Below are 23798 nucleotides of genomic sequence, written 5' to 3'. Positions count from 1 at the left end.
CGCCGGGGGATCGACTGTCTGACGGTCAGTCAGGGAATCGCGGCCAGGTGCGTCGAGGCGTACGTCGAGCGCGCCGCCTCCCACGCCGAGCGCTGGTCCGACCACGCGCCCGTCACGGCGGTCTTCGATCGCGGACAACCAGGCCACCGAGGTGGGCAGTTCGGCAGATCGGCGGCCAGGTCGAACCTCGGCTCCCGGCACCCCGACAGGACCGCGGCCCTGCGCGCGCCGGCTCACCAGCGGTCCGAGCCGGCGGCGGTCCGAGCCGACCGGGCCGAACTGCGAGCCGTCCGGGACAGCACGGTCACCCTCTGTCGCAGGGACATCGGTGGAGGTCTTGATGCTCCGGGGGGCGATGACGCATCGTCGACCGGCGAGCAGACCGCTGGCGGCGTCGGTCGGAGCCACCTCGCCCGAGTACCCGTGCCGCTGGTGCTGTTCGCGGGGCGGCAGGTCTACGCGGTCGGCGGCGATCCCGGGGCGTCCAGGCCGACCGGCATCCGCGGCGACCTGCGGGTGGTGCCGATGTACGGGGCCTCCTCGCTGATCTCGGCGATCGCGGCCGCACCCACGACCGACTCCTTCTCCTCCGTGACCGCCGCACCGGCTCCGCACGGAGGGCGTCGGGGACGCTGCGCACACCTCGGCCGAAATTCTTCCGGGCGGGCGACAACCTCTTGCGCACCGACGGCAACTGACGGGCGACAGCAGGGCGGAACACACCCCACGGGTCGCTCGATCCCACCGCCGACCGCTACCGCGCACCGCCCGACCGGGAGGGTGCGGGGCGGCGGACCGAAGCAAGGAGTAGCCCCATGAACGAGACGGATCCCACGGCGGACGGCCGCGACCGGCGCACCCGGGCGGCCGGTGGCGTCCCGGCGCACCCGCGGGCGTCACCGTCGGCGCTGGACCACGCTGGGCCTGGCGCTGGGCGTGCCCGGTGTGCTCGGCCCCTACCTGCTGTTCGTGCAGGCCGATTCGAAGGCCGCGTCGGTGGATCCCGACGCCTACTACACGCTGGTGTCCGTCCGCAGCGACAAGGCACTGGACGTGCCCGGTGCGGACGCGGCCGACGGCGCCTGGATACGGCAGATGAACCGCGTGGCCGGTGCCGCGAACCAGCAGTGGCGGCTGCGGCTGGCGGGGGACGGCTACTACGAGCTGGAGAACCGCAGCAGCCACAAGGTCCTCGGGGTGCGCGGTGACTCCTCGCAGTCCGCCGCCGCCGTCGAGCAGCAGACCGACCACGCCTCCGCCGCCCAGCAGTGGCGGATGCAGGACGTCGGCGACGGCGCGGTGAAGTTCGTCTCCCGCAACAGCGGCATGGTGCTGGATGTGTGGGGCGGCGGCAGTGCCGAGGGCGTGCCCCTCGTCCAGTACGCCGACCGGGGCAGCACCAACCAGAGGTGGCGGCTGGTGAAGGTGTCCGGCACGGGCGGGTACACCTGGCACAACGCGCAGATCGTCGGCGGCGGGTTCGTCACCGGACTGGTCTTCAACCCCGCCCGCAAGGGCCTGCTGTACGCCCGGACCGACATCGGCGGAGCGTACCGCTGGGACGCCGCCGCCGAACGGTGGACCTCGCTGACCGACTGGATCGGTGGCACCGACTGGAACCTGCTGGGCATCGAGAGCCTGGCGACCGACCCGGTCGACCCGAACCGGCTGTACCTCGCCAGCGGCACCTACACCAACGACTGGGCGGGCAACGGCGCGATCCTCCGCTCCACCGACCAGGGCCGGACGTTCCAGCGCACCGACCTGCCGTTCAAGCTGGGCGGCAACGAGGACGGCCGGTCCATGGGCGAGCGGCTGGTGGTGGACCCGTCCGACAACCGCACGCTCTACCTGGGAACCCGCAAGAACGGCCTGTGGCGCAGCAGCGACTACGGCGCCACCTGGAGCCAGGTCGGCAGCTTCCCCGTCAAGGGCGGTGCGAGCAGCGGAGTCGGCCTGTCCTTCGTGACCTTCGGCCCGTCCGGCAGCAAGACGATCTACGTCGGGGTGGCCGACAGGTCGACCTCGCTGTACCGCTCCACCGACGGCGGCGCCACCTGGCAGGCCGTCCCCGGCCAGCCGACGGGGCAGTTGCCGCAGCACGGTGTGCTGTCCGGCGACGGCTCGTTCTACCTGACGTACACCAACGCCCCGGGCCCCAACGGGGTGACGGGCGGTTCGGTGTGGAAGTACACGCCGTCCACCGGGGCGTGGAAGAACGTCTCGCCGTCCAGCGGCAGTTACGGCTTCGCCGGCTTGGCGGTGGACCCGCAGCACCCCGCCACGGTGATGGTCACCACGCTGGACCGCTGGTGGCCCTCCGACGAGCTGTACCGCTCGACCGACGGCGGCGCCACCTGGAAGGCGCTCGGCGCGAGCTCGGAGCGGGACAGCTCCGCAGCGCCGTACGTGGGTACGGGGATCGGGCACTGGATGGGCGCGCTGGCGATCGACCCGTTCGACTCGGGACATGTGCTGTACGGCACCGGCTCGGCATGTGGGGAAGCAACGACGTGACCGCGGCGGACGGCGGGCGTCCGACGCACTGGACCATTCCGGCCAAGGGCCTGGAGGAGACCGCGACGCTCGGGCTGGTCAAGCCGCCCGGCCTCCCGCTGATCAGCGCGCTCGGCGACGTCAGCGGATTCCGGCACGACGACCTGACCAAGGTCCCCGCCAAGGCGCTGAGCGGTCCGCTGTTCACCAACACCACCGGCATCGACTTCGCCCAGGGCAAGCCGGAGTTCATGGTGCGGGTCGGCCTCGGTGGCGCGCAGCACGGCGCCTACTCGACCGACGGCGGAGCCGGCTGGACTCCCTTCGCCGCGGCTCCGGTGGGCGATGCGGGCGGCGGCTCCGCGGCCGTTTCGGCGGACGGCGGCACCGTGGTGTGGACCCCCGCGGGCCGGGCTCCGTTCCTCTCGACCAACCGCGGCGCGTCCTGGGCTGCGGTCTCCGGCCTGCCGAAGGACGCGGCCGTGGTGGCCGACCGTTCGGCGGCGGGCACCTTCTACGCCCTCAGCGGCGGCACCCTGTACGCCAGCACCGACGGCGGGAAGCATTTCACCGCCCGGGCCACCGGACTGGGCGACGGGCAGCTCAAGGCGGTTCCGGGCGTCGCCGGTGACCTGTGGATCGCCGGCGGGGGCAACGGGCTCCGGCACTCCACCGACGGTGGGGCGAGCTTCCGCAAGCTCGACGGCGTGGAGCAGGCGGGCGCCGTCGGCTTCGGCAAGCCGGCGCCCGGCGCCGGCTACCAGGCTGTCTACCTGAACGGGAAGGTGAGGGGCGTCATCGGCCTGTTCCGCTCCACCGACGGCGGCTCGACCTGGGTCCGGATCAACGACGACCAGCACCGGTTCGGCGGGAGCGTCATCAACGTCGTCTCCGGCGACCCCGACGTCTACGGCCGGGTGTACCTGGGCGGCTACGGCCGCGGCGTGGTGTACGGCGACCAGTCCTGAGCCCGGGGCGGGGCGGCCCCGGACGGCCGCCCCGCTCCCGTCGCGGGAGAGTCCGCACGCGACGGCAACCTTTTCGCCGTCGGCGGCCACTGGGATGTGCAACAGCGACGTGATCTACCGATCGGACGAGCATGAGCACAACGAAGCACGGCGCTCCGCGGGAGCGGCGCGCGCGGAACCGCGGACGAGCCGTCGGCATTCCGCTGGTGTTGACCGCAGTGGGAGCGCTGGCCTGCCTGGCCGTCGCGCTGCTTCCCGGGAGCGGCGCCGACACCGGCCGGCCGGCCGGCGCGGCCGTGGCAGGGGCCCCGGCGGGCGATCCGGCGGGTTCCGGCCCCGCCGGGCCGGCGGCCGGCGCGCCGACCGCCTCGGCGCAGCCGTCGGCCTCTGCCGCCGTCTCCGCCGCCGCCTCCCCGACTGTCCCGGCATCGGCCCCGGTCCCGGCCTCGGGTAGCCCGCGTTCCGCGTCCGCAACTCCCCCCGCGGCACCTGCGGCGGGGCGAATCCGCCCCGCCGTCGGTTATCAGGGCGTGGCGACCGCGTACGAAGCCGCCGACGGCAACGGTGCCTGCCTGTACGGTCCGTCCGCCGACATGATGATCGCGGCGATGAACCACACCGACTACGAGTCCTCCCGGGCGTGCGGCGCGTACGTACTGGTCCGGGCCGCCAACGGGGCCTCGATCACGGTGCGGATCGTCAACGAGTGCCCGCTGCCCTGCGCTCCGGGGCAGCTCGACCTCAGCCAGCAGGCGTTCGCCAAGCTCGCCGATCTGAAGGTCGGCCGGCTGCCGATCACCTGGAGCCTGCTGAGCCCCGCCGCCGCACCGGCCACGCTCTCCGTCCGGTACAAGACCGGGTCCAGCCGCTACTGGTGCGGCATCCAGGTGATCGGTCACCGGAATCCGGTCGCCGCCCTGGAGGTGCGGACCGCCGGCGGCTGGCGGCAGCTGCCGCGTACCGACTACAACTACTTCCTCGCCGCCGACGGCAACGGCTGCGGCTCCTCGATCAGGATCACGGACATCTACGGCGAGCGGCTGACCGTGGACGGCCTCGCGGTGAGACCGGATGTCGCCCAACCCACTCGGGTCCAGTTCGCCCGGCACTGATCGTGGCATCCACCCACCGCCACGGTCACGCCGCCGCAGGCGGCGACCGTTCGGTCGCGGTGACGGGCGCTGTCGGGTTCGGGCCGGTTGTCAACGCACGCATCGCGGGGAGAGGGCGACCGGGGGAGATGCGCCCCGAGGACGCGTCCGCGGGGTTCCACGACTTCTTCGAACGCCACCATGCCGAACTGGTCCGACTCGCCTACCTGCTGACCGGTGAGCCGGACGCGGCCGACGACATCGCCGCGGACGCCCCGTCTACGCCTCCACGGCCACCGGTCCGGCGCCGAGCGCCACGGCGGGCGGACCGCGCCCGAGTCCGCCGGCAGTCGGGCGTGTCCAGAACGGTCCGCTGTGGACCGAGGGTTCGGTGGACGCGCACAGCACGGTCTACTGGGGCCAGAGCAACCTGGTTCTCGGGGCCGCCCGGCCGCTCACCTCGCTCACGGTGGAGCTGCGGGTCGCGCAGACCGGTGGGGTGCACGACACCGGCACCTGGCGGCCCCTGCCGGCCGACGACTTCGCGGTCACCGTCCAGGAGTCCGGCGGCTCGCTGGTCTACCGCTGGGTCCTCAAGCCGGGCCGTACCGTACCCGCCGGGCAGCACGAGTTCGCCGCTCAGTTCAACCACGCCACGGGCGCCCGCGTCGCGGCCGGCGACAGCTACCGTGTCGACGCCCGGACCGCCGGCAGCTCCGTCACCCTCCGAGGAGGTTTCGCCCCGGCACGCTGAGGGGTCGGGGGGTTCCTCCCCGGGTCCGGCCCGCAGCACGCCGATCACCTCGCGGAGGTCCTCGAGTGCCTGGTGGGCGCTCTTCCTGATCACCCCGGCGGCCCGGGCGACGTCGGCGGCGGGCGCGTCGGGGCGGAACTCCAGTGCCCAGGCGTGCAGGCTCAGCAGGGAGATCCGGTGGGCGAGCACATCGTGCATCTCGCGGGCGATCCGGTCACGTTCGGCCTGCCGGGCCTGCGCCAGCCGCCGCTGCTCCTCCTCCGCGGCCCGCCGCGCCTCCTCCGCGGCGGCCTCGGCGAGGCGCCGCCGGAACCGGACCAGTGTTCCCGAAGCCAGCACGACCGCCACGCACGCGAGTCCGAGCAAGGCCAGCGGCCAGGACGGCACGGGCAGGTCCGGCCGGGCCAACGGCGTGAGCAGCGACGCCAGTCCGAACCCGGCCGCGACCACCCCTGCCGTGAGGAACCGCCGGTGGGCCGAGACCGTGAACAGCGCGATCAACGCCACCCCGGACGCGGCCGTCGAGTAGACGCTGAACAGACCGGTGACCGCGGCAAAAGCTGACCGGCTGGCGTCGGCGCCACCACGCCCCGGCGCAACTGAGCGCCCCCAGAACCAGGTCCACCGTCAGGGGCGCACCCGAACCGTGGCCGTCGAGGTACGTGGCAGCCGTGAACCCGGCGGCCAGAAGGAAGGCGAGCGCGTCGAACGCCCGGTCCCGTCCGGGTCGACGGGAGCGCACGCCATCGGGAACGAACTCGGCCACCGGCTCGGTCATGACCGGACTACAGGCACCCGCCCGTCCGGCCCGCATCCGACCAAAGTAGGTGCCAGAAGCCTTCCTCGGTCGGCCGGTTGCCGACCGAGGACCGAGGCCGCGGCCCGGCACCCCGGGCCATGCTGAGCCCATGGTCAGAACAACGGACACGAGCATCCTGCGATGGGGCGGCCTGGCCGGTGCCGGCGGCGGCGTGCTGCTCATCCTCGTCTTCGGCCTGGTGATCGGCCTCGCCGGGCCCGAACCCGCCGGCCTCGCCGGACCGATCGACCGGTTCCCGCAGATCCGGTGGGTCCGCACCGTCGAGAACGGCCTGTACCTCGCCGCCCTGGCCCTGTGGGTCCCCCTCCGTCTCACCCTGTACCGCAGCCTCCGGTCCGGCCGTCCCGCACCGGCACTGTTCGGCAGCGCCCTCGGTGTCCTCGGCATCGGGCTGATGGCCACCGGCGCCATCCCCCACGTGGTCACCTCCCGGCTCCCGAACAATTTATGATGATCAGTCAATTCTCCGACTGAGTAGCGGAGTTGCCGATCGGGGTGTGGATCGTTGCCCGATCTCGATTCGTGGATGCGGTTCACGGCGTACGTGCGGCCAGGGTGTTCCGCTTCGCCGCACTCCTGCGGCGCGGCGACACCTCCGGCGCGTGGGGCTCTGTTCCGGGCCAGGACGATCCTGCGACTGCCGAACTGGCCCGGGTGCGGGCCGCGCTCGAACTCAACGCCGGATCCGCGGTCCGCGCGGTCGAAGTCCTGCTCGCGGTGGACGGCGCCGGATCCGCCGTCCTCACCGAGGCCTTCCACGCCGCCCAGTCCGCGGGCGAACCGGACCTGATCGAGCGCGTCCGCGCCCGGGTACGGGCCACCCTCCCGGCAGCCTCCGGCACCCTTGCCGCCCTGGCCGACCTCTACGGCGGCGAGCCCGTCACGGCAAGTCCGTTGGACGGGGCGGCGCGCGACTGCGGGGTGCTGTTCAGCGAACGGTTCCTGGCCGCGCACGCGGCGCACGTGCTTGCCGACCACGAGACCGCCCGTGAACTCGCCGACCTCCTGCTCGCCCACTGCCGCTCCCACGGCCTGCTCGGCTGGCAGGCGACCTGCCTCCACCTGCTCGCCGAGACCCACCTCGCGCTCGGCGCACTCGAACCGGCGGCCCGCACGGCCTCCGAGGGGCTGCGCATCGCCCGGTACGCGGGGTTGGACCACCGTGCCTGTTACCTGCGCACCACGCTCGCCGCCTGCGCGGCACTGGAGGGGGACGAGGCTCGCTGCCGCGAACTGGCCGAAGCCGCACTCGCCCATGCCGGAAGGCACGACCTCGGCACCGCCACCGCCCACGCCCACCGGGCCCTCGCCCTGTCCCACCTCGGTGCGGGCGACCCGGCACCGGCCCTCGTCCACCTCGATCAGGCCGATCGCCACCCGGCGGGGCCGCCGGTGCTGATCGCCTTTCTGCTGCCCGACCTCGTCGAGGCCGCAGCCCGCACCGGCACGACACGCGCCGGGGCCGCGGAGCGCGTCGCGCGGTGGGCCGACCGGTCCGGCCTGCCGCCGCCCTCGCCCTGGCGGCCCGCTGCCGCGCCCTCGGCGCCGAGGACGCGGAGGCCGAAGACCTGTTCACCACGGCCGTCGTCCACGGCGAGCGCGCGGGCGGCGGCCTGGAGCTCGCCCGGACCCGGCTGCTGTACGGCGAGTGGCTCCGCCGCCGACGTCGCCGGTCCGGCGCACGGCGCGTCCTGCGGGAGGCCCTGGAGTCCTTCGAGAAGACCGGGGCCCGGCCCTGGGCGGAACGAGCCTGTGCCGAGCTCCGCGGCACCGGCGAGGTGATCGACTCCACCAGCGCCACCGGCACCCCGCTCGGCCGGCTCACCCCGCAGGAACGAGAGGTCGTCCGCCTGGCCGCAGCCGGTCACAGCAACCGGGAGATCGCCGCCCAGCTCTTCCTCAGCCCCCGCACCGTCGGCCACCACCTCTACCGCGCCTTCCCCAAACTGGGTGTCACCTCCCGTGACCAACTCACGGAAGTCCTGGGGTCCCCTTGATCCGGCCGCCGGCCGACGGCGCAGGCGCTTGCCCTCAGAGGTCGCCCTGCACCAGGGCGTGCAGGTGCTGGTCGTGCCATCCGTCCGCATGCAGCAGCGCGCTGCGCACGGTGCCCTCCAGGACGTATCCGGCCTTCTCCGCCACCCGGCAGGAGGCGGGATTGGCCACGGAGTGGCAGAGCGTCAGCCGGTGCAGGCCGAGGTCCTCCAGGGCCCACCGGCTGAGGCGGCGGGTGGCCTCGACGGCGGCGCCACGGCCGCGGGCTGCGGGCTGCGGGCTGCGGGCAGCAGCCAGTAGACGATCTCGGCACTGCCTCCTCCAGGTCGAGGTGGCCCCAGCCGATCAGGCCCAGTGCCTCACCGCCGTCCCCTCGGGCGACGGCCCAGATGGCGGCCTGCTCGGCCGCCAACGCTCGTGCATGCGCTCGATCCGGCGGTGCGCTTCGTCCGCCGACGGCACGTCCAGCCGGTTCCACTGGCCGCGTGCGAATCGGTGCTCGTTTCGCGTACCCGTCGGGTCAGGCGGTGTACCGAACCGACGGGTACGACGGGCCGAGGGTTGAGCAGGTCGGGTGACCGGTCGGCCCGCTGACCTGGTGCGTCCTCAGGAGTGCCCATTTGGTGGTCATATAAAATGATTAATTTGGGGATCGTCGTGCACTGGACGGCGGAGATACCGCCGGTCCTGCGATGTACGAGGAGCACCAATGCCAGCTGGGATCAGCAGGGCGGCCTGCACGGCCGCGGCGATCGCGACCGGGATACTCGTCGCAACGGCCACGCTCGCGGGCCCCGCATACGCGGACGGCTCGTCCTCTCCCTTCTCGGGCCGCACCGAGGGCGGCAGTCTCGTGGTCAAGAGCGGGGACATCGTCGCCTGCGAAGGCGTCGGCCGGGTCGTGGTGGCCATCACCGAAGGCGGCAAGATCCTCAGCACCGACGGCCCCGGCACGAAGTTCACCACGCCGGCCGGCGCCCAGTTCGAAACCCTGGCCGACAAGTCGGTGAAGGTGAGTTTCCAGGGGGCCCACGCGGTGGTCAGCTGCCCCGCGGACCAGGTTCCCACCACCACCGCCTTCGTGCCGAAGTCCTCGCTGGCCGGCACCGGCGGTTCGGTGACCGGGGTGAACACCGCCGCCACCGCGGCCGGTGGCGCTCTGGTCGCGGTCGGACTGGCGGGCGGCGCCGTTGTGCTGCGCCGCCGTTCGGCCGGCAGCAGGGCGTGACGCGAGGGATCGGGCAACGGTCCGGCCGACGTGCGCTGCCCGGTGGAGCGCCGTCGGCCGGTCGGACGAGGCGCGGGCGGCTCGGGACGCACGTCGCGCTCATCGTGGCGGCCGCCGTCGTCGGCAGCGGGGCCGGGCTGATCCACACCGGTACCCGGACCTCGGCTCCGCCGCGGCCGGCCGCGGCGGACGCCTGGCCGAGCGCGTCGCCCGGCACGTCCCAGGACCCGGCCGCGGCCGTACCCGCCGCGGCCGGGATGGGGTTCTCGAAGCCCGTCCGCATCCGCATCCCGAGTATCGGCGTCGACGCGCCGGTCACCGAGGTCGAAGTGGACGCGGCCGGGAATCTGCCGGCACCGTCGGCGGACGACCGGAACCTCGCCGGCTGGTACCGGCAGAGCGCGGCCCCGGGCACCGTCGGAAACGCGGTCATCGACGGCCATGTGGACACGGCCAAGGGCCCGGCCGTCTTCTACAACCTGGCCACTTTGCACCGGAGCGCCACCATCGGCATCGTCCGGGCCGACCGGAGCACCGCAGAGTTCACCGTCGACGCCGTCGAGGTCTACCCGAAGAACGCCGTGCCCGGCGATCAGGTGTACGGCGACGCGGACCGGCCCCAGCTACGCCTGATCACCTGCGGCGGTACCTACACCAAGAGCGCCGGATACCAGGGAAGCGTGGTCGTCTACGCCCACTTCAGCAGGGCGGTGCCGGCCTGACCGGCCGGGTCCGGACGCGTCGCCGCCGTGTGGCGCGGAGAGTGGCGACATCCCGGGGAGCTCCGGCGCGGGTGGCGCCGGGGCTGTCGGCTCAGAGCTCGTGGTCGTGGGCGTGGGCGTGGGCGTGGGCGACGGTCACCGGAGCGTGGTCCACGACGGCAGGGTCCGACGCCGTACCCGACGCCGCCTGACGGTGCGCCGGCAGGTGATGCTGCCCGGCGGCCTCCTGGACCGCTTCGGAGCCGACACCGGCAGGTACCCCGCGGACGGCGGGACGCCCCACGCCGAGCGCGCCCTGCCGCCGGACTCGCCCAACGGTCCCGGGAACTCCTACCACCGCTACGTGGTGAACCGCGACTTCCGCGTCCGGGCGGGCCACATCGCAGCCGCCTTCGCCCGGCCCGGCTTCGGCTACCAGGAGTGGCTCGACCCCGCCCTCAAGCCGTCCGACTTCGCCGACTCCGAGACCTTCAACGTCGCCAACCTCGTCAGGCACGAGTACCTCCGGGACGCCGCACCCGAGCGGTGCGCGGCCGCCGCAGGCAACCGTTCCTGACGGACCGTCGGCCGACGCCCCGCCAGGACCGCTGCGCGCCACGAGGACGGCTCCCGGCTCCCCCGCAGGGAGGGGACGGCGCAAAAGACCCGACGCCGTGCCCATTACCCGCCCGACGACGATGCCCAATCATGACGGGAGAGTCCATCACGGGCAGGCCAGGAGGGGACCGGGCATGAGGGTAGACGAACTGGTGCCGTTGTGGGCCGGGCGCAGCACGGGCCTCCCGGTCTTCTGCCTGCCCCACGCGGGCGGCGGCGCGTCGGCCTACCGCGGCATCGCCCGGGGCGCGCCCCCCGGGATCAGCCTGCAGCCGGTCCAGCTCCCCGGCCGGGAGACCCTCGCCCGGCTGCCGCTCTGCGACGACGTGCCGCACCTGGTGGAACTGCTGGGGGCGGCGCTGCGGCCGCTGCTGGACGAGCCGTACGCGCTCGCCGGGCACGGCATGGGCGCGCTGCTCGCCGCGGAGCTGACCGCCTGGCTGGAACGCCACCGGGCCCCGGCACCCCGGCTGCTGGTCGTCTCCTCCTGCGGAGGCGACCTGCGGCCGGACGCCATGCCGACCGGCGACCTCGGCGACGCTCGCCTGCTCACGGAGCTCGCCGGGCTCGGCCGGACGGCACCCGAGGTGCCCCGGGACCCGGAGACCAGGGCGCACCTGCTGGAGGTCCTCCGCAACGACCTGCGGCTGGTGCGCCGGTACCGCTCGGGCTACGACCGGCTGGCCGTCCCGGTCCTGGCGCTCGGCGGCGACCGCGACCCCGCGGTGAGCGGTGCCGCGCTGGCCGAATGGCGCCACCGCACCAGCGGCGACTGCCGCGTCGAGCTCCTGCCGGGCGGCCACTTCGTCCTCCACGAGCAGACGGCGGCCGCCGGCGCCCTGATCGCCCACCGGCTCCGGTCGGTGGCGCAGCCGTTCGACGCCCTCCCCGCGGCGGACCGGGCGCTGCTGCCGGCCGGGCTCGCGGACGCCTTCCCGGCCTCGGCCGAGCAGTCGGCCCTGCTCGGCGGCCGCGGCGGGGCCGGGCGCCCCGGCCTGGGCCAGGACCTGGTCGGCGTGCACGTGGAGGCGCCGTTCGACGAGGTGCGGTTCCGTGCGGCGCTGCGCACGGTGATGGCCCGCCACGACCCGCTGCGCAGTTCGTTCGGGACGGCCGGGTTCTCCGCCCCGGTGCAGCTGGTACGGGCGGAGGCGGATCCGCCGCTGGACGTCGAGTCGGGTGACGGCGCCGCGCTCGTCCGCGCCTTCCACCGGCGCCGGCTCACCGCCGGCGCCGACCTGTCCGAGGCGCCGGCCTTCCGCTGCCACGTCGTCCGCGAGCCGGAGTCGTTCAGCGTCTCGGTGGCCGCCCACCACGCCGTCCTGGACCGCTGGAGCGTGTGGATCCTGCTGGCCGAGCTGATCACCGTGTACGAGGCGGAGCTCCGCGGTGTGCCGGCCGAGCTGCCCGCCGTCCCTCCGGACGGCCACCGCCGCCTCGTCGAACCCGAGTACGCGGACCCGGTCTCGGCGGCGTTCTGGCTCGCCGAGGCGAACGCGCCGCCGCTGCTCCTGCCGCTGCGCGCCGCCGACGCCGTCCCGGATCCGGTCGAGGCGCGGTTCGTGCCGCTGGACGAGCCGGCGGTCGGCCGCATCCGCGCGGCCGCCGAGGAGGCGGGGGTGCCGCCGAAGAGCCTGTTCGTCGCCCTGCACGTCTGGTCGCTGGTGCAGGCGACCGGGCGCGACACGGACGTCGTCACCGGCCTGGTGACGGACTGCCGGCCCGCGGAGGCCGGGTCCGACCACCTGGTGGGGCGGTTCGTGAAGACCCTTCCGCTGCGGCTGCGGACCACCCGGGGCAGCTGGGCCGACCAGGCCAGGCGGGCCTGGAGCGCCGAGCAGGACGCCGCGGCGCACCGGCACTTCCCGCTCGCGGAGATCGAACGCCGGCTGCGCCGGGCGCCGTTCGACGTCACCTTCGGCTTCACCCAGTTCCGTCCGCACCACCGGCTGGAGCACCTGGGGACCCCGGTCGGTTCCTGGTGGTCCGTCAGCAGGTCCAGCATCCCGCTGGGCGTGGACGTGCTGCTCGGCTCCCCCGACCTCGGCAGCGGTGTACTGGTCGCCTTCGACCCGGGGCTGGTCAAGGCCCCGGTCGTCGACGAGTACATCCAGTCGTTCACCTTCGCGCTGCTGTGCGTCGCCAACTCCCTTCCGTTCGTCATGCGCACGTTCCCCGGAGGCTGACATGCTGGTGATCGCCTACGACCACGGTGCCGCCGCTGCGGCGGAGATCGCCACGGCGCTGGCCGCGGACACCCCGCTCGCCTTCCTGATCCCGCGTTCGGACCACACCGAGCAGGTCCGGCCGCTGCTGCAGCAGCTGGGCACGGTCGTCGAACTCACCGGTGGCGACGCGGACGTCGCGCGGGTGCGGGCGCTGCGCCCCGACGGGATCGTCACCTACAGCGAGCCGATGCTGCGGGACACCGCCAGGATCGCCGCCGCCCTGGGCCTGCCGGGCCACCGTCCGGAGACCGTCCTGCTGCTGACGGACAAGTACCGGCAGCGCCGCCGGCTCGCGGACGCAGGGGTGGACTCCGTGCGGCACCATCCCGTCCACGGTCCGGAGGACTGGGTCGCGGCCCTGGGCGCCGTCGGGCTCCCGGCCATCGTGAAGCCGCTGTACGGCGGCGGCAGCCGGGACACCCACCTCGTCCGGGACGGGGAGACGCTCGCGCGGCTGGCCGAGCGGCACCCCGCGGGCATGATGGTCGAGGAGTACCTGCAGGGCCGGCCGAGCCTGCCGTACGGGGACTACGTGTCGGTCGAGAGCGTCTGCGCACCGGCCCGGATCACCCATGTGTCGGTCTCGGGCAAGTTCCCGATGGCTCCCCCGTTCCGCGAGCAGGGCCAGTTCTGGCCGTCGGCGCTGCCCGCGGACGAGCTGGCCGCGGTGGCCGACCTGACCGCGCGGGCGCTGCGGGCGCTCGGGGTGGACTTCGGCGTCACGCACACGGAGGTGAAGCTCACCGCGGAGGGGCCGCGGATCATCGAGGTCAACGGCAGGCTCGGCGGGCTGGTCAACGAGATCAGCCGACGGGCGGCGGGGGTGGACCTGATCCGCCTGGCCGGCCTGCGGGCGGCGGGCAAGGACGACTGGGCCGAACCGGAGCCGATGGACCGGGTCTACTTCCAGTACTGGGGGGCCGGGCCGGCCGAGCGGTGCCAGTTGACCGCCGTGCAGGGCGGCCGGGAGGCCCGCGCGGTGCCGGGGATCACGGCCTACCGTCCGATCGTCCGGCCCGGGCAGTGGCTGTTCGACGGAGGGATGACCTGTCAGCTGGACATGGTGTGCGGGGAGGCGGCGGACCACGGGGAGATGTTCGCGGTGCTCGACGAGGCACTGGGGAGGATCGGCTACGACTTCCGGTTCGAGGACGGGCGCACCGTACGGCTCGCGCCGCCGCGGCCGTGGAGCACGGCCGGCGGTACGGCATCGCAGCAGGTCTGACGGCCTCCGCCGCGGCCGCTATCGCGGTGGTGGCGGAGGCGATAGCGCACCGATGCGGTGGCAATGGGGGGCCTTCCTAGCGTGAGGGTCATCAGGAAGCGCCGAGCAGGGCGCGACCGCCGCAGGCTCAGCCCCGCCGACATATGGGAGACAGCGATGACCAAGCTCATGTTCGTACGTGCGTGCGCATGCCTGCTGGCCGCCGTGGCCCTCACTGCGGTCGCCGGCTCCCTGGAGTCGCAGGCCGGCCCCGCCCGCACCGTGCACGTCGTGGCCGACAACCCGTGGGGCCCGGGCCCGCAGTCCTGAACGGCCGGCCACGCCGCCACCGTCCACCCCGCACCGGATCCCCGTCACGGCGTTGAAGAACCCTCAAGGTCAGACGGGCGGCATCAGATCGCTCTCGCTGACGGTGTACGTCAGCAGGGGGTAGGTGAAGTCCGTTTCATCGTTCTCACGGCGCCGCAGTCGGTAGAACTCGGCGCTCTGCTCGTCGTCGGCCGACATGAGACGCGCACCCTGCGGGAGGTATGCGTGTCCGTCGCGAAACCGGACGAAGGTCTTCGACGTCCGGAACGTCACACCCAGCCATTGGTTGTCCGCCGTCGGGACGGTCGCGTCCATGACGATCTTGTGCCTGAGTCGCCGGTTCGAGTCCACGGAGAACGCGACGACACTGTTGTGGGCGAGGGGAATCTCGAACTTGTCGACACCCGACTCCTTTGATTCGAAGATCAGCTTCCTCCGCGGGCCCGCTTCGGGATGCCGGTAGCAGGAGAAGACGGCGATGAACGAATCGTCGGCCAGATCGAGGGCCTGGTCGCAATGGCTGCCCATGGTTCGGTAGGCGTTCGTGTAGCACTCGACGAGGGCGTTGTTGAAGCCGACCGACAACGCCGCACGTTCCTGGATCCGCCGCGCGAGCCGCTCGTGCACCGCCCGGAAGCGCTGCGCCGGGCTGCCGTACCGAGTGGTGGTCCGCACGAGAGGCACGCCGTCCGCCTCGTCGGCCTTGGTGAGAACTGCGCCTCGCCGGCCCTTTCCCACGTCTTCCAGGCGGGCCGAGGCGGACAGCTCCGCAAAGATGTTCTCCTCGGCCGGCAGAGTGCACGAGATGATCTCGTCCGAGATCCTAGACCCGGGGGGCAACATAGTCTCCCGTGTTCATGCTGAAGAGGATTTCGTCGCCGTAATCGATGAAGGACGAGGTCCTGTTCTCCTCGGCATACAGCCTGCGCAGCTCGTCCATTCCCTCCGGCGTGGGTGGCCCCAGCCTCACCAAACCCTCGGCCGCTTTGAGGAACGTGTGGCCGTCCTTGTGAACGGCTTCGGCGCTCGAACAGCGCACCACGTACCCGAGGCGGGTCGGGAGCGACTCGGCGTCCAATGTCGAGGGCCGGATCTCATGGGTGTACAGGCGGTTGGTGGACAGCGGCATGAGGAACACGGAGCCGGGGTGGAGGGTCAGGGTGAACTGCGGGGGCAGCGCGACCCCGTCGCGTCCTCCGGTCGGCTCCTTGAGGCGGAAGTGGAGTCTGGTCAGCCCGCTGGCACCCTTCACGCCGTAGTCGAAGGCGTCGTCGGCCAGGGGCTGCAGCCCGTCGAGCCGGTCGTAGAAGGTGCAGAAGGCCATGATGCCGTTGACGGGCATGTCCTTGGTCTTGTCGGCATGGGCCGAGATCCTGGCCTTGGACTGCTTGCGCCCGGCCGTGGCAGGGGTGTTGTGGTAGATCTGGGCGAGGACGTGATTGAGCGGCGCCTGGTTCCGGAAGACGGTGGCGGCCTCGCGGTTCAGAGCCTCGACGATGCGCGTGTCGGTCGGGTGGAAGCCTTCGGTCGGCCCCGAGAGGTTCGTGGAGCACCGGAGCAGCCGGAAATGCAGTTCGTCACCGTTTCGCGTGACGGGTGTCAGATAGATTCCGCTGCGATGGGCCGTGCCCGGCTTGGTGGACTCCGTCAGGGACTGGAACGCGTGCTCCGCACGGATCCGTCCGAAGTGGTCGTCGCCGAGGTCGAAGAAGCGGCGGTAGTACACGCCGGCGCCGTGCACCCGGACGGGAACCCGGCCGAGGCCGACGAGGGTCCACGGTTCGTCGACGTCCCCGCGGTAACCGTGCGACAGCTCCCGGATGACGAACACCCGTTCCGCCGACCGCAGTTGGCGGCCGCTGATGCCGGACACATCGCCGCACAGGTAGACGGTCTTCTGCGCCAGGTCGGGCGAACCGGACGCAAGGTCCTCCGGCGTGACGGTGGACCCGAAGAAGTCCCTGATGAACTCGTTGTCCTGCAACGCCGAAGGCGCAACCAACAGGTTGTTCGCATCCTCGATGCAGGCTTCTGTCGGCTCTGTCGTGTGCATCAGACGGTACCCGGCATTCGCAGATCTTGGTCGATTACTCGAAACCGTGGACATGGCAACGGCCGGCTGCGCGGCCCTGCTCGCCGCCGTCGGCCACTCCGGCCGGGGTGGAGCGGGGCGTCCGCCGCCGGTGCGGGGATCCTCGTCCATTCCGCCGCCGGTGCGGGGATCCTCGTCCATGGTGCGGCCCTTCGTCGTCCGACGGTCGGTCAAAGCCATTGTGCGGGAACCCCGCACGCGATGTGCGGGGCACCCGCTCCGTTCGCGGTCGGCGGCACGGCCGGCGGGCTCGTCGGCCGGGGCCCCTTCCGGCGGGCACCGGCCTGCGCGAGCAGGGCGGTGAAGACCTTCCCCGCTGCGCGTCAGTCGACGACGCACACATGTACCGGCCTAGTGGTTGACCTGGCCCAGTCGCTCCAGGGCCGTGCGGGCGCGGGCGAGGGCGGCCTTGTGGTCGTGGTCCTCGAGCACCCGCAGGGCCTGTTCCAGCAGGTTCCGGGCGCGGGCGTCCAGGCCCTGGGCGATGCACACCTCCGCCAGGCTGACCCGGACCTGTGCGGCCGCGTGCAGGTGTCCGGCCGCCTCGGCCGTGACCAGGGCGCCCTCCAGGCAGCCGGCGGCCTCCGCGTAGTCGCCCCTGGCCATGTGGGTGTCGCCCAGACCGTGCTGGACGAAGCACTCCCCCAGCGAGTCGGCCTGCCGGCGCACGATGGCGAGCGCCTCCCGGTACCGCCCGAGTGCGTCGTCGAACCGCCCCTGGCCGAAGCAGAGCTGGCCCAGCCGGTGGAGGCTCATCGAGGCCACCCGCGAGCTGCCGATCGACTGGCAGATGCGCAGCGCCTCGGTCAGTTCCTGCTCGGCCCGGCCGGGTTCGCCGCCCGCCGCGTGGATCGGCGCCATGTTGGACAGCACGTGGGCGCGGCCCAGCGGGTCCCCGGCCTGCCGGAACAGCTCGGCCGCCCGCTCGTACCGGCGGAGTGCGCCGTCCAGGTCACCGACGGTGTGCAGGCACAGCGCGATGTTGCGGTTGGCCAGGGCCGTCCCGCCGGTCTCGCCGAGTTCCTCGAAGAGTGCCAGCGACCGTTCCAGGTACGGCAGCGCCTTCCCGGCCTGCCGCTGCGAGAGGTACAGCGACCCGAGCGAGCAGCGCACCGCCGCCTCGCCGCGGACGTTGCCCTTCTGCTGGACGAGGTGCAGGGCCGTCTCGTGGCTCTCCTGCCAGTCGGCGTAGTGCTGCCGCACCTCGAAGAGGGTCACCAGCTGGGTGGCGGCCTCCCAGCACTCCTCGTCGAGGCCGAACTCGGCTGCGAGGCCGACCGCCGCGAGCAGTCCCGGCCGTTCGGCGTCCAGCCAGCCCAGCGGGTCCGACAGTACGTGCCGGACGACCGCCTCCGGTGCCTGCCAGCGGGCCGAACCGCCGCGGACGACGGTGTAGTTGCCGCCCCACAGCTGCGCCTGGGCGAGGTCCACCAGGCCGAGCCAGCCCGCCAGGACGGCGCGGACCGTCCCGGCGCGCTGCTCGGCGGGGAGCCGGTCGACCGACTCCCGGAGGTAGAGGCGGACGAGGCTGTGGAAGCGGTAGCGGGGGTTGTCGGTCGGTTCGACGTCCGTGGGGACGAGCAGTTGGCTGGTGGCGGCCTCGTCGATGACGTCGTTGGCGTCCTCGGTGTCGCCGCCGAGGATGGCGCCGGCCATCCAGCCGGGTAACGCCTCCGTGCCGAACAGGCTGAGGTCGCACAGGAGGTCGCGCAGGTCCGGCTTCAGTGTGTCGAAGGTCGAGGAGATGGTGCTGCGGACGGCCCGGTTGCCGTGGGCGAGTTCGTCGAGCCGCCGGCGCTCGTCGTGGATGCGGTGGGCCATGGACGAGATCGTCCGGTGCGGCGAGGCTGCCAGTCGGGCTCCCACGATGCCCAGGGCGAGGGGCAGCCGGTCGATCTCGCGGACCAGTTGGGCGCTGGCCAGCGGCTCCTGCGCGACCCGCCGGTCGCCGACGATCCGGCCGAGGAGTTCGACCGCCTCGGTCTGGCTCAGCACGTCCAGGTGGACGGTCTCCAGCTCGGGCAGGCCGGTCTGCGGCCGCCTGCTGGTGACGATCACCCCGCAGTCCCGGCCGCCCGGCAGCAGCGGGCTGATCTGGTGCTCCTCGGCGGCGTCGTCGAGGATGACCAGGATCTTCTTCTCGGCCACCCGGCTGCGGAACATCGCGGCCCGCTCGTCGAGTTCGTCCGGGATGTCGCCGGGCGGGACGCCCAGTGCCCGCAGGAAGTGGTCGAGGACCCGGACCGGCGCCGCGGTGACGGTGTTGCTGCCGTGCAGGTCGTAGTAGAGCTGTCCGTCGCCGAAGTGGCCCTCGAGGGCGTGGGCGACGTGGACGGCGAGGGCGGTCTTGCCCGTCCCGCCGGGGCCGTACAGGTTCACGGCCCGGAAGGGGTGGTCGTCGGGCCCGGGCTGCTCCGCGAGTACCGCCGTCAGTCGGCGGACGGTCTCCTCCCGGCCGATGAAGTGACGTGACTGTCTGGGCAGTTGCCGCGGGGCCGCCGGGCTCTCCGGCTTCCCGTAGCCGGGGTTCAGCTCCGGGGCGTCCCGCAGGATCTCCTGTTCGAGGCGGCGCAGTTCGTCGGAGGGTTCGATGCCCAGTTCCCGCACCAGCAGGCGGCGGCCCTCGCGGTAGATCTGGAGGGCGTCGGAGCGCCGCCCGGCGCGGTGCAGGGCGAGCATCAACTGGCCGCGGAGCTTCTCCCGCAGCGGGTTCTCGGCGATCCGGTCGGCCAGTTCCTGGATCAGTCCCCGGTCGCGGCCGCGCAGCAGCTCCAGGTCGAAGTACTCCTCCAGGACGGTGAGCCGCTCCTCGTCGAGGGCGACCGCCCGCCGCTGGAGGACGTCGCTGTCCACACCGCCGAGCGCGGGCCCCCGCCACAGCGCCAGCGCCTCGCGGTAGGTGCGCACCGACGCCTCGAGGTCGCCGGCGTCGCTGGCGGACCGGGCGCTGCGGACCAGCTCGGTGAAGCGGTCGACGTCCCGGCGGCCCGGTTCCAGCATCAGGGCGTAGCCCACGGGGTGCGTGACGAGGGCCTCGCTCATCCCGATGACGCCCAGGGTCTTGCGCAGGGTCGATATGCAGATCTGGATCTGGGTGCGGACGGTGGTCGGCGGGTCCTCGGCCCACACCACCTCGCTGAGGTGCTCGACGCTGACGATCTCCCGCGGCCGGCAGGCCAGGGCGGCCAGCAGGAGCCTGCTCCGTCGGGCCTGGAGGGGTACGGATGTTGCGCCGCGCGTGACCTCGAACGGCCCGAGGAGTGCGAAGTGGACGTCGTCGTCCGCATCGTGCGGCTGCAGCCCCATCTGGTTCCTTTTCTGGTGGATTCCCGTCCGGTGAGCCGGCCGTCCGCCCGGCTTTGTGAGCGGGCGGCGACCGTGTGTGGCGATTCGAGCCGCGGGTAATGCTCGCATGCTTCATCCGGAGGCGAAACCGGTCTGTCGACTCGGTGTCAACATCCTTTCGGAACAACCGATGACGCGGGGCGGGTCACCCCGGGGTGCTCGCGGGGCGCAGGGTCACGGCCACCGGCATGGTGCCCAGGCCGGCGATGAAGTTCGACCGCAGGCGGCGGGTCGGACCGGTGAGTTCGATGTGCTGCAGCCGGCCGAGGAGTTCGGTGAAGAGCTCGTTCAGGGCGATCCTCGCCAGGATCGCGCCGAGGCAGTAGTGGGCGCCGGCGCCGAAGGTGATGTGGCGGTTGCCGGTGCGGCGCAGGTCGAAGCGGGACGCGTCCTCGAAGACGGTCTCGTCCCGGTTGGCCGAGCCGACCCAGGCCGCGACCGCCTCGCCCTTGCGGAGCAGGCCGCCCTCCAGCTCCACGTCCTCGACGGCGTGCCGCAGGAAGCTGCTGGCGGGCGAGGTCCAGCGCAGGCCCTCCTCGACCAGCGAGGGGACGAGTTCCGGGTGCCGGCGGGCCTCGGCCAGCTGGTCGGGGCGTTCCAGCAGGGCCAGGACGGTGCCGGTGAAGGCGTGCGGTGTGGTGGCGTTGGCGCCGAGCAGCAGGCTGTAGCAGTTGTAGACGGTCTTCGCCCGGGTGCCCAGCCCGGCCAGGAGGTCGAGGAGGTCGCCGCTCCCGTCCGGCCTGGCCGCGGTCTGCTCGGTGAAGTAGGAGAAGAGTTCGTGGTGGGCGATGGCCAGGGTGGCGTGCCGGCTGCCGATCTTGAAGCCCGGGTCCTCGGGGGACGCGGCCATCGACGTCCACCGGACGAGGTCCGGCCAGTCCTGTTCCGGGATGCCCATGAGCGCCCCGGTGAACATCATCGGGAAGCTCAGCGCGGCGGTCACCAGGTCGAAGGCCCCGCCGTCGGCGGCCGGGGCAAGGACGGCGCGTGCGGCCGCCCGGATGCGGGGCCGTGCGGCCTCCAGGGCGGTCCGCTGCAGGGCCTGCTGCAGCGGGCGCCGCAGGGCGGCGTGGTCCGGCGGGTCGGTGGAGACCATCATCTCGCCGGCCGCCTCGTCGCCGTGGCCGAGCTGGTCCAGCAGGCTGCCGCGTTCCGAGGTGAACGCGCGGGAGTCGCTGAGCACCCGGCGCACGTCCTGGTAGCGGGTGACCGAGGCGAAGCCGCGTCCGTCGGGCAGGGTCTGCCGGTGCAGTGGTGCGGCCCGCCGCATGTGGGCCCAGATCCGGTGCGGGTCGCCGTCGGCGTGCAGCCCGGGGTCGAACAGGTTCACCGGGCCGAGGTCGACCTCGGAGGCGGGCTCCTGCCGGGAGCCGCGGCCGGCCTGCGGGGTCATGACGGTCATCGGCCCTCCCCCGGCCGGTCCGGCGCCGCGACGGAGGCCAGCGCGGAGCCGAAGGCGCCGACGTACCGGTCGACCAGCGCGCCCGGCACCAGCACCGGGTCGTAGGCGACCACCACGCCGCTGCCGAGGTCCGGTGCGTCGATCATCGCGTCGACGCCGAGCGGGAAGCTGGCCTTGTCGTAGGACCACCACTCGTCCACCTTGAACTGCAGGTCGTCCACCTGCCGGTACGGGTGGAAGTGGGTGAAGTTGAAGGACACGTCGAAGGCGGGCCGGCCGAGGCCCTGCTCGATCGCCGACAGCGGGAACCGCCGGTGGGCCAGCAGCCGCTGCTCGGCCTCCCAGGTCCGCCCGGCGTGCTCGACCCAGTCGCCCTCGACCGAACGCAGGCGCAGCGGCACGGTGTTGAGGAAGAGCCCGATCAGTGCGGCGGAACCGGGCACCTCCGGCCTGCCGTTGGCCACCAGTCCGGTCACCAGGTCGCGGTCGCGGCCGGTGGCCAGGGCGAGCGAGCGCAGGTGCAGGGAGAGCAGCAGGCTCTTCAGGGGGACGCCGGCGTGTTCGGCGGCGGCCTCCAGGCGGGCGACGTCCTCCGGGTCGAGCGGGAGGTGGCGGGTCTCCACCGGGTCGGGGACGGTGCCTTCCGGGCGGTCCGGGAGGAGCAGCGGCGGCACGTCGGCCTCGGCCTGCCAGAACGGTGCCGACTGTGCGGCGGCCGCCTCCAGTGCCACGAACCGCCGGTGGCCGTCCGGCGGTACGGCCGGCAGTTGTGCGGTGCGGCCGGCCAGTTCGGCGTCGTAGCAGGTGAGCAGTTCGACCACCAGCTGGGCCATGCTCCAGCCGTCGATGACGGCGTGGTGGATGGCCAGGGTGAGCCGGAATGCCTCGGGTTCGCGGGCGATGTGGATGCGGAAGGCGGGGGGCGTGCTGCAGTCGATGCCGGTGGCGAGGTGGCGCTCGCGGAAGGCCCGGACGAGTGCGTCGCCGTCGCCGGACTCGATCTCCACCGGGACGGTGACCTCCGGGTGGACGAGCTGCACGGCGGTGGAGAAGGTGGCGAGGTCGAAGGAGCTGCGCAGCAGCGGGTGGCGCCCGGTCAGCGTGGTGAGCGCCGCCCGGAAGCTCTGCTCGTGGAACGGTGCGTTGACGCGCAGTCCGACCAGGTCGTTGTAGAGGCTGGGGTCGCCGGCCAGCTCGCAGAGGTAGATCAGCCCGACCTGGAGGGTGGAGGCCGGGTAGGCGTCCTGCAGGCCGGCGGGCAGCAGGGCGCGGTCGGCGGGGCCGAGTCCGTCGAAGGGCCGGTGGGTGTCCTCGGGCGCGGCGGCCGGGGTGAGGAGCGGCACCAGTTCTTCGACGGTGGCGCTGGTGAGGAGGCCGCGCAGGGGGAGGTCCAGACCGCGTTCCTTGAGGTCGCCGACGACGGCGAGGGCGATCAGCGAGTCGCCGCCGGCCGCGTAGAAGTCGTCGTCCAGGGTGATGCCGTCGTCGTCCAGGTGGTGGCGCAGCACCGCGAGGAGGGTCTGCTCGGGCGTCCTCAGCCGCTCTTCGATCAGCGCGGCGAAGGTGCCGGGGTTCTCGAAGACCGCGAAGTGGCCTCCGGTGAGGACCTCGACGTGGGTGCCGGCCGTGGTGCGGCTGCGCCAGGTGGTCAGTGCCTCGCGGTCCGCGTCGGGGTCGTCGGTGCCGCCGACGGCGAGGATCGGGACGCCCACCGTGTCGTAGGAGGGGCGGTAGCCGCGGACGAGCCTGAGGTCGTTGCGGATGGTTTCGAGGATGAAGGCGAGCATCTCCTCGTTCTGCAGGACCTCCGGTGCGGTGCCGCCCAGCTCGGTGAGTACCTGGGCCAGTTCCTGGTCGGTGCGCTCGCGGGCGGCCATCCGGTTGTGCCGGAAGTCGCCGGCGTAGGAGGAGACGACGAGCAGTTCGGGCTTCGGTCCGCCGTTGCGTTCCAGCCAGGCGGTCAGCTCGGCGGCGATCAGCGATCCCATGCTGTGGCCGGCCAGGACGAACGGCCGGTCGAACCGGGGCAGCAGGCGCGGGCCGAGCCACTCGACGAGCTGCCGGGCGTCGTCGACCAGGGGCAGGGCCACCAGGTTCTCGCGGCCCGGCAGCTGCACGGGCTGGAGGTTGACGGCCGGGCGCAGGTCGCGGGCCAGGGCGCGGAAGGCACCCGCACCGGCACCGGCGTGCGGCAGGCAGAAGACCGGGAGACCGGGGAGGTCGTTCTCCCAGAACGGCAGCAGATCCTCTGTCCTCATGCGGGTTCCTCTCTGGCTGGCGGCGAACGGGGACTTCTCGTGGAACGCACCTGGGTGACCACTGGGGCGCGGGCAACTGCCCTCATCGTCGGGGGCGTTCCCGACGACCGTGTACCGGCCGGGCGTCGGCTTTCCGGGGCGGTCTCCGCCGTGCGGGGGAGGAAGCGGTGCGCCGGGGGCGCCGGCATCCGCCGTGCGGCGGATGCCGGGGCGGATTCCACTCCCGGGACGGATGGTTCCGCCGGGCCGGCTCGGCGAGCTTGGTACG

18 protein-coding genes and 3 pseudogenes are annotated in these 23798 nt (G+C 73.0%); 14 read left to right on the top strand and 7 right to left on the bottom strand.

Translation table 11 applies throughout. The annotated features are described in order from the left end of the window. Positions 1-33 precede the first annotated feature (33 nt). The 4 genes and pseudogenes from ACQ614_RS32290 to ACQ614_RS32275 form a co-directional block, all read left to right on the top strand. Positions 34-129, top strand: a pseudogene (locus ACQ614_RS32290) (exodeoxyribonuclease III); the annotation flags it as partial. A 741-nt stretch (positions 130-870) separates the two neighbouring features. Then, positions 871-3464 (top strand): annotated as a pseudogene (locus tag ACQ614_RS32285) (RICIN domain-containing protein). A 530-nt stretch (positions 3465-3994) separates the two neighbouring features. Next, positions 3995-4576, top strand: a complete 582-nt coding sequence (locus ACQ614_RS32280) for an expansin EXLX1 family cellulose-binding protein (protein WP_431682524.1) — start codon at positions 3995-3997, stop codon at positions 4574-4576. Positions 4577-4946: 370 nt separating this feature from the next. Beyond that, positions 4947-5309: a hypothetical protein gene (locus tag ACQ614_RS32275; protein ID WP_431684137.1), complete on the top strand. Its 363-nt coding sequence runs from the start codon at positions 4947-4949 to the stop codon at positions 5307-5309. 87 nt (positions 5310-5396) lie between these two features. Here the strand turns inward: ACQ614_RS32275 and ACQ614_RS32270 are convergent. Continuing rightward, positions 5397-5507: pseudogene (locus tag ACQ614_RS32270) on the bottom strand (hypothetical protein); the annotation flags it as partial. On the opposite strand from ACQ614_RS32270, the gene ACQ614_RS32265 reads away from it, so the two are divergent. The 4 genes from ACQ614_RS32265 (at position 5487) to ACQ614_RS32250 (ending at position 8126) form a co-directional block, all read left to right on the top strand. Beyond that, positions 5487-5873 (top strand): hypothetical protein, encoded by a 387-nt coding sequence (locus ACQ614_RS32265; RefSeq protein ID WP_431684136.1) that lies wholly within the window; start codon positions 5487-5489, stop codon positions 5871-5873. The pseudogene ACQ614_RS32270 and the gene ACQ614_RS32265 sit on opposite strands and share 21 nt — an antisense overlap. Before the next feature lie 344 nt (positions 5874-6217). After that, on the top strand, positions 6218-6580 hold the full coding sequence (locus ACQ614_RS32260) for a hypothetical protein (RefSeq protein WP_431682523.1): 363 nt from the start codon (positions 6218-6220) through the stop codon (positions 6578-6580). Positions 6581-6651: 71 nt separating this feature from the next. After that, the gene (locus tag ACQ614_RS32255) at positions 6652-7911 is read left to right on the top strand and encodes a hypothetical protein (RefSeq protein WP_431682522.1); all 1260 of its coding nucleotides are present in this window, start codon (positions 6652-6654) and stop codon (positions 7909-7911) included. Further along, complete coding sequence (locus tag ACQ614_RS32250; protein ID WP_431682521.1) at positions 7908-8126, top strand: helix-turn-helix domain-containing protein; 219 nt, start codon at positions 7908-7910, stop codon at positions 8124-8126. Before ACQ614_RS32255 ends, ACQ614_RS32250 begins: the two co-directional genes overlap by 4 nt. 34 nt (positions 8127-8160) lie before the next feature. Here the strand turns inward: ACQ614_RS32250 and ACQ614_RS32245 are convergent, their stop codons facing one another. Further along, entirely contained in the window at positions 8161-8421 is a 261-nt protein-coding gene (locus ACQ614_RS32245) for a GNAT family N-acetyltransferase (RefSeq protein ID WP_431684089.1), read from the bottom strand. Positions 8422-8833: 412 nt separating this feature from the next. Here ACQ614_RS32245 and ACQ614_RS32240 point away from each other — a divergent pair, with 412 nt between their 5' ends. From ACQ614_RS32240 to ACQ614_RS32215, 6 genes are all read left to right on the top strand, one after another. Continuing rightward, entirely contained in the window at positions 8834-9352 is a 519-nt protein-coding gene (locus ACQ614_RS32240; RefSeq protein ID WP_431682520.1) for a hypothetical protein, read from the top strand. A 104-nt stretch (positions 9353-9456) separates the two neighbouring features. Next, positions 9457-10074: a class F sortase gene (locus tag ACQ614_RS32235; RefSeq protein WP_431682518.1), complete on the top strand. Its 618-nt coding sequence runs from the start codon at positions 9457-9459 to the stop codon at positions 10072-10074. A gap of 208 nt (positions 10075-10282) precedes the next feature. After that, a complete protein-coding gene (locus ACQ614_RS32230) occupies positions 10283-10630 on the top strand; it encodes a TNT domain-containing protein (RefSeq protein ID WP_431684088.1) in 348 nt (115 codons plus the stop codon). A gap of 175 nt (positions 10631-10805) precedes the next feature. Next, positions 10806-12857, top strand: coding sequence for a thioesterase domain-containing protein (locus ACQ614_RS32225; protein ID WP_431682517.1), 2052 nt, complete (start codon positions 10806-10808; stop codon positions 12855-12857). A gap of 1 nt (position 12858) precedes the next feature. Beyond that, complete coding sequence (locus tag ACQ614_RS32220; protein ID WP_431682516.1) at positions 12859-14124, top strand: ATP-grasp domain-containing protein; 1266 nt, start codon at positions 12859-12861, stop codon at positions 14122-14124. A 156-nt stretch (positions 14125-14280) separates the two neighbouring features. Beyond that, positions 14281-14433 carry a hypothetical protein gene (locus tag ACQ614_RS32215; RefSeq protein ID WP_431682514.1) on the top strand — a complete coding sequence of 51 codons (153 nt, stop codon included), beginning with the start codon at positions 14281-14283 and terminating at the stop codon, positions 14431-14433. 69 nt (positions 14434-14502) lie between these two features. Here ACQ614_RS32215 and ACQ614_RS32210 read toward each other — a convergent pair whose 3' ends face one another. The 5 genes from ACQ614_RS32210 to ACQ614_RS32190 all read right to left on the bottom strand — a co-directional run bounded on the left by ACQ614_RS32210 (position 14503) and on the right by ACQ614_RS32190 (position 23530). After that, complete coding sequence (locus tag ACQ614_RS32210) at positions 14503-15273, bottom strand: hypothetical protein (RefSeq protein ID WP_431684087.1); 771 nt, start codon at positions 15271-15273, stop codon at positions 14503-14505. After that, on the bottom strand, positions 15257-16486 hold the full coding sequence (locus tag ACQ614_RS32205; protein ID WP_431684086.1) for a hypothetical protein: 1230 nt from the start codon (positions 16484-16486) through the stop codon (positions 15257-15259). The genes ACQ614_RS32210 and ACQ614_RS32205 overlap by 17 nt, the downstream gene beginning before the upstream one ends. A gap of 390 nt (positions 16487-16876) precedes the next feature. Beyond that, positions 16877-19831, bottom strand: coding sequence for a BTAD domain-containing putative transcriptional regulator (locus tag ACQ614_RS32200; RefSeq protein WP_431682513.1), 2955 nt, complete (start codon positions 19829-19831; stop codon positions 16877-16879). Positions 19832-20015: 184 nt separating this feature from the next. Beyond that, positions 20016-21272, bottom strand: coding sequence for a cytochrome P450 (locus tag ACQ614_RS32195; protein WP_431682512.1), 1257 nt, complete (start codon positions 21270-21272; stop codon positions 20016-20018). After that, on the bottom strand, positions 21269-23530 hold the full coding sequence (locus ACQ614_RS32190; protein WP_431682511.1) for a condensation domain-containing protein: 2262 nt from the start codon (positions 23528-23530) through the stop codon (positions 21269-21271). Before ACQ614_RS32190 ends, ACQ614_RS32195 begins: the two co-directional genes overlap by 4 nt. Positions 23531-23798: the final 268 nt, after the last annotated feature.

The organism is Kitasatospora dryopteridis (assembly GCF_050749075.1).
GTDB lineage: Bacteria > Actinomycetota > Actinomycetes > Streptomycetales > Streptomycetaceae > Kitasatospora.
This window is presented reverse-complemented; position numbering and strand designations above follow the sequence as displayed.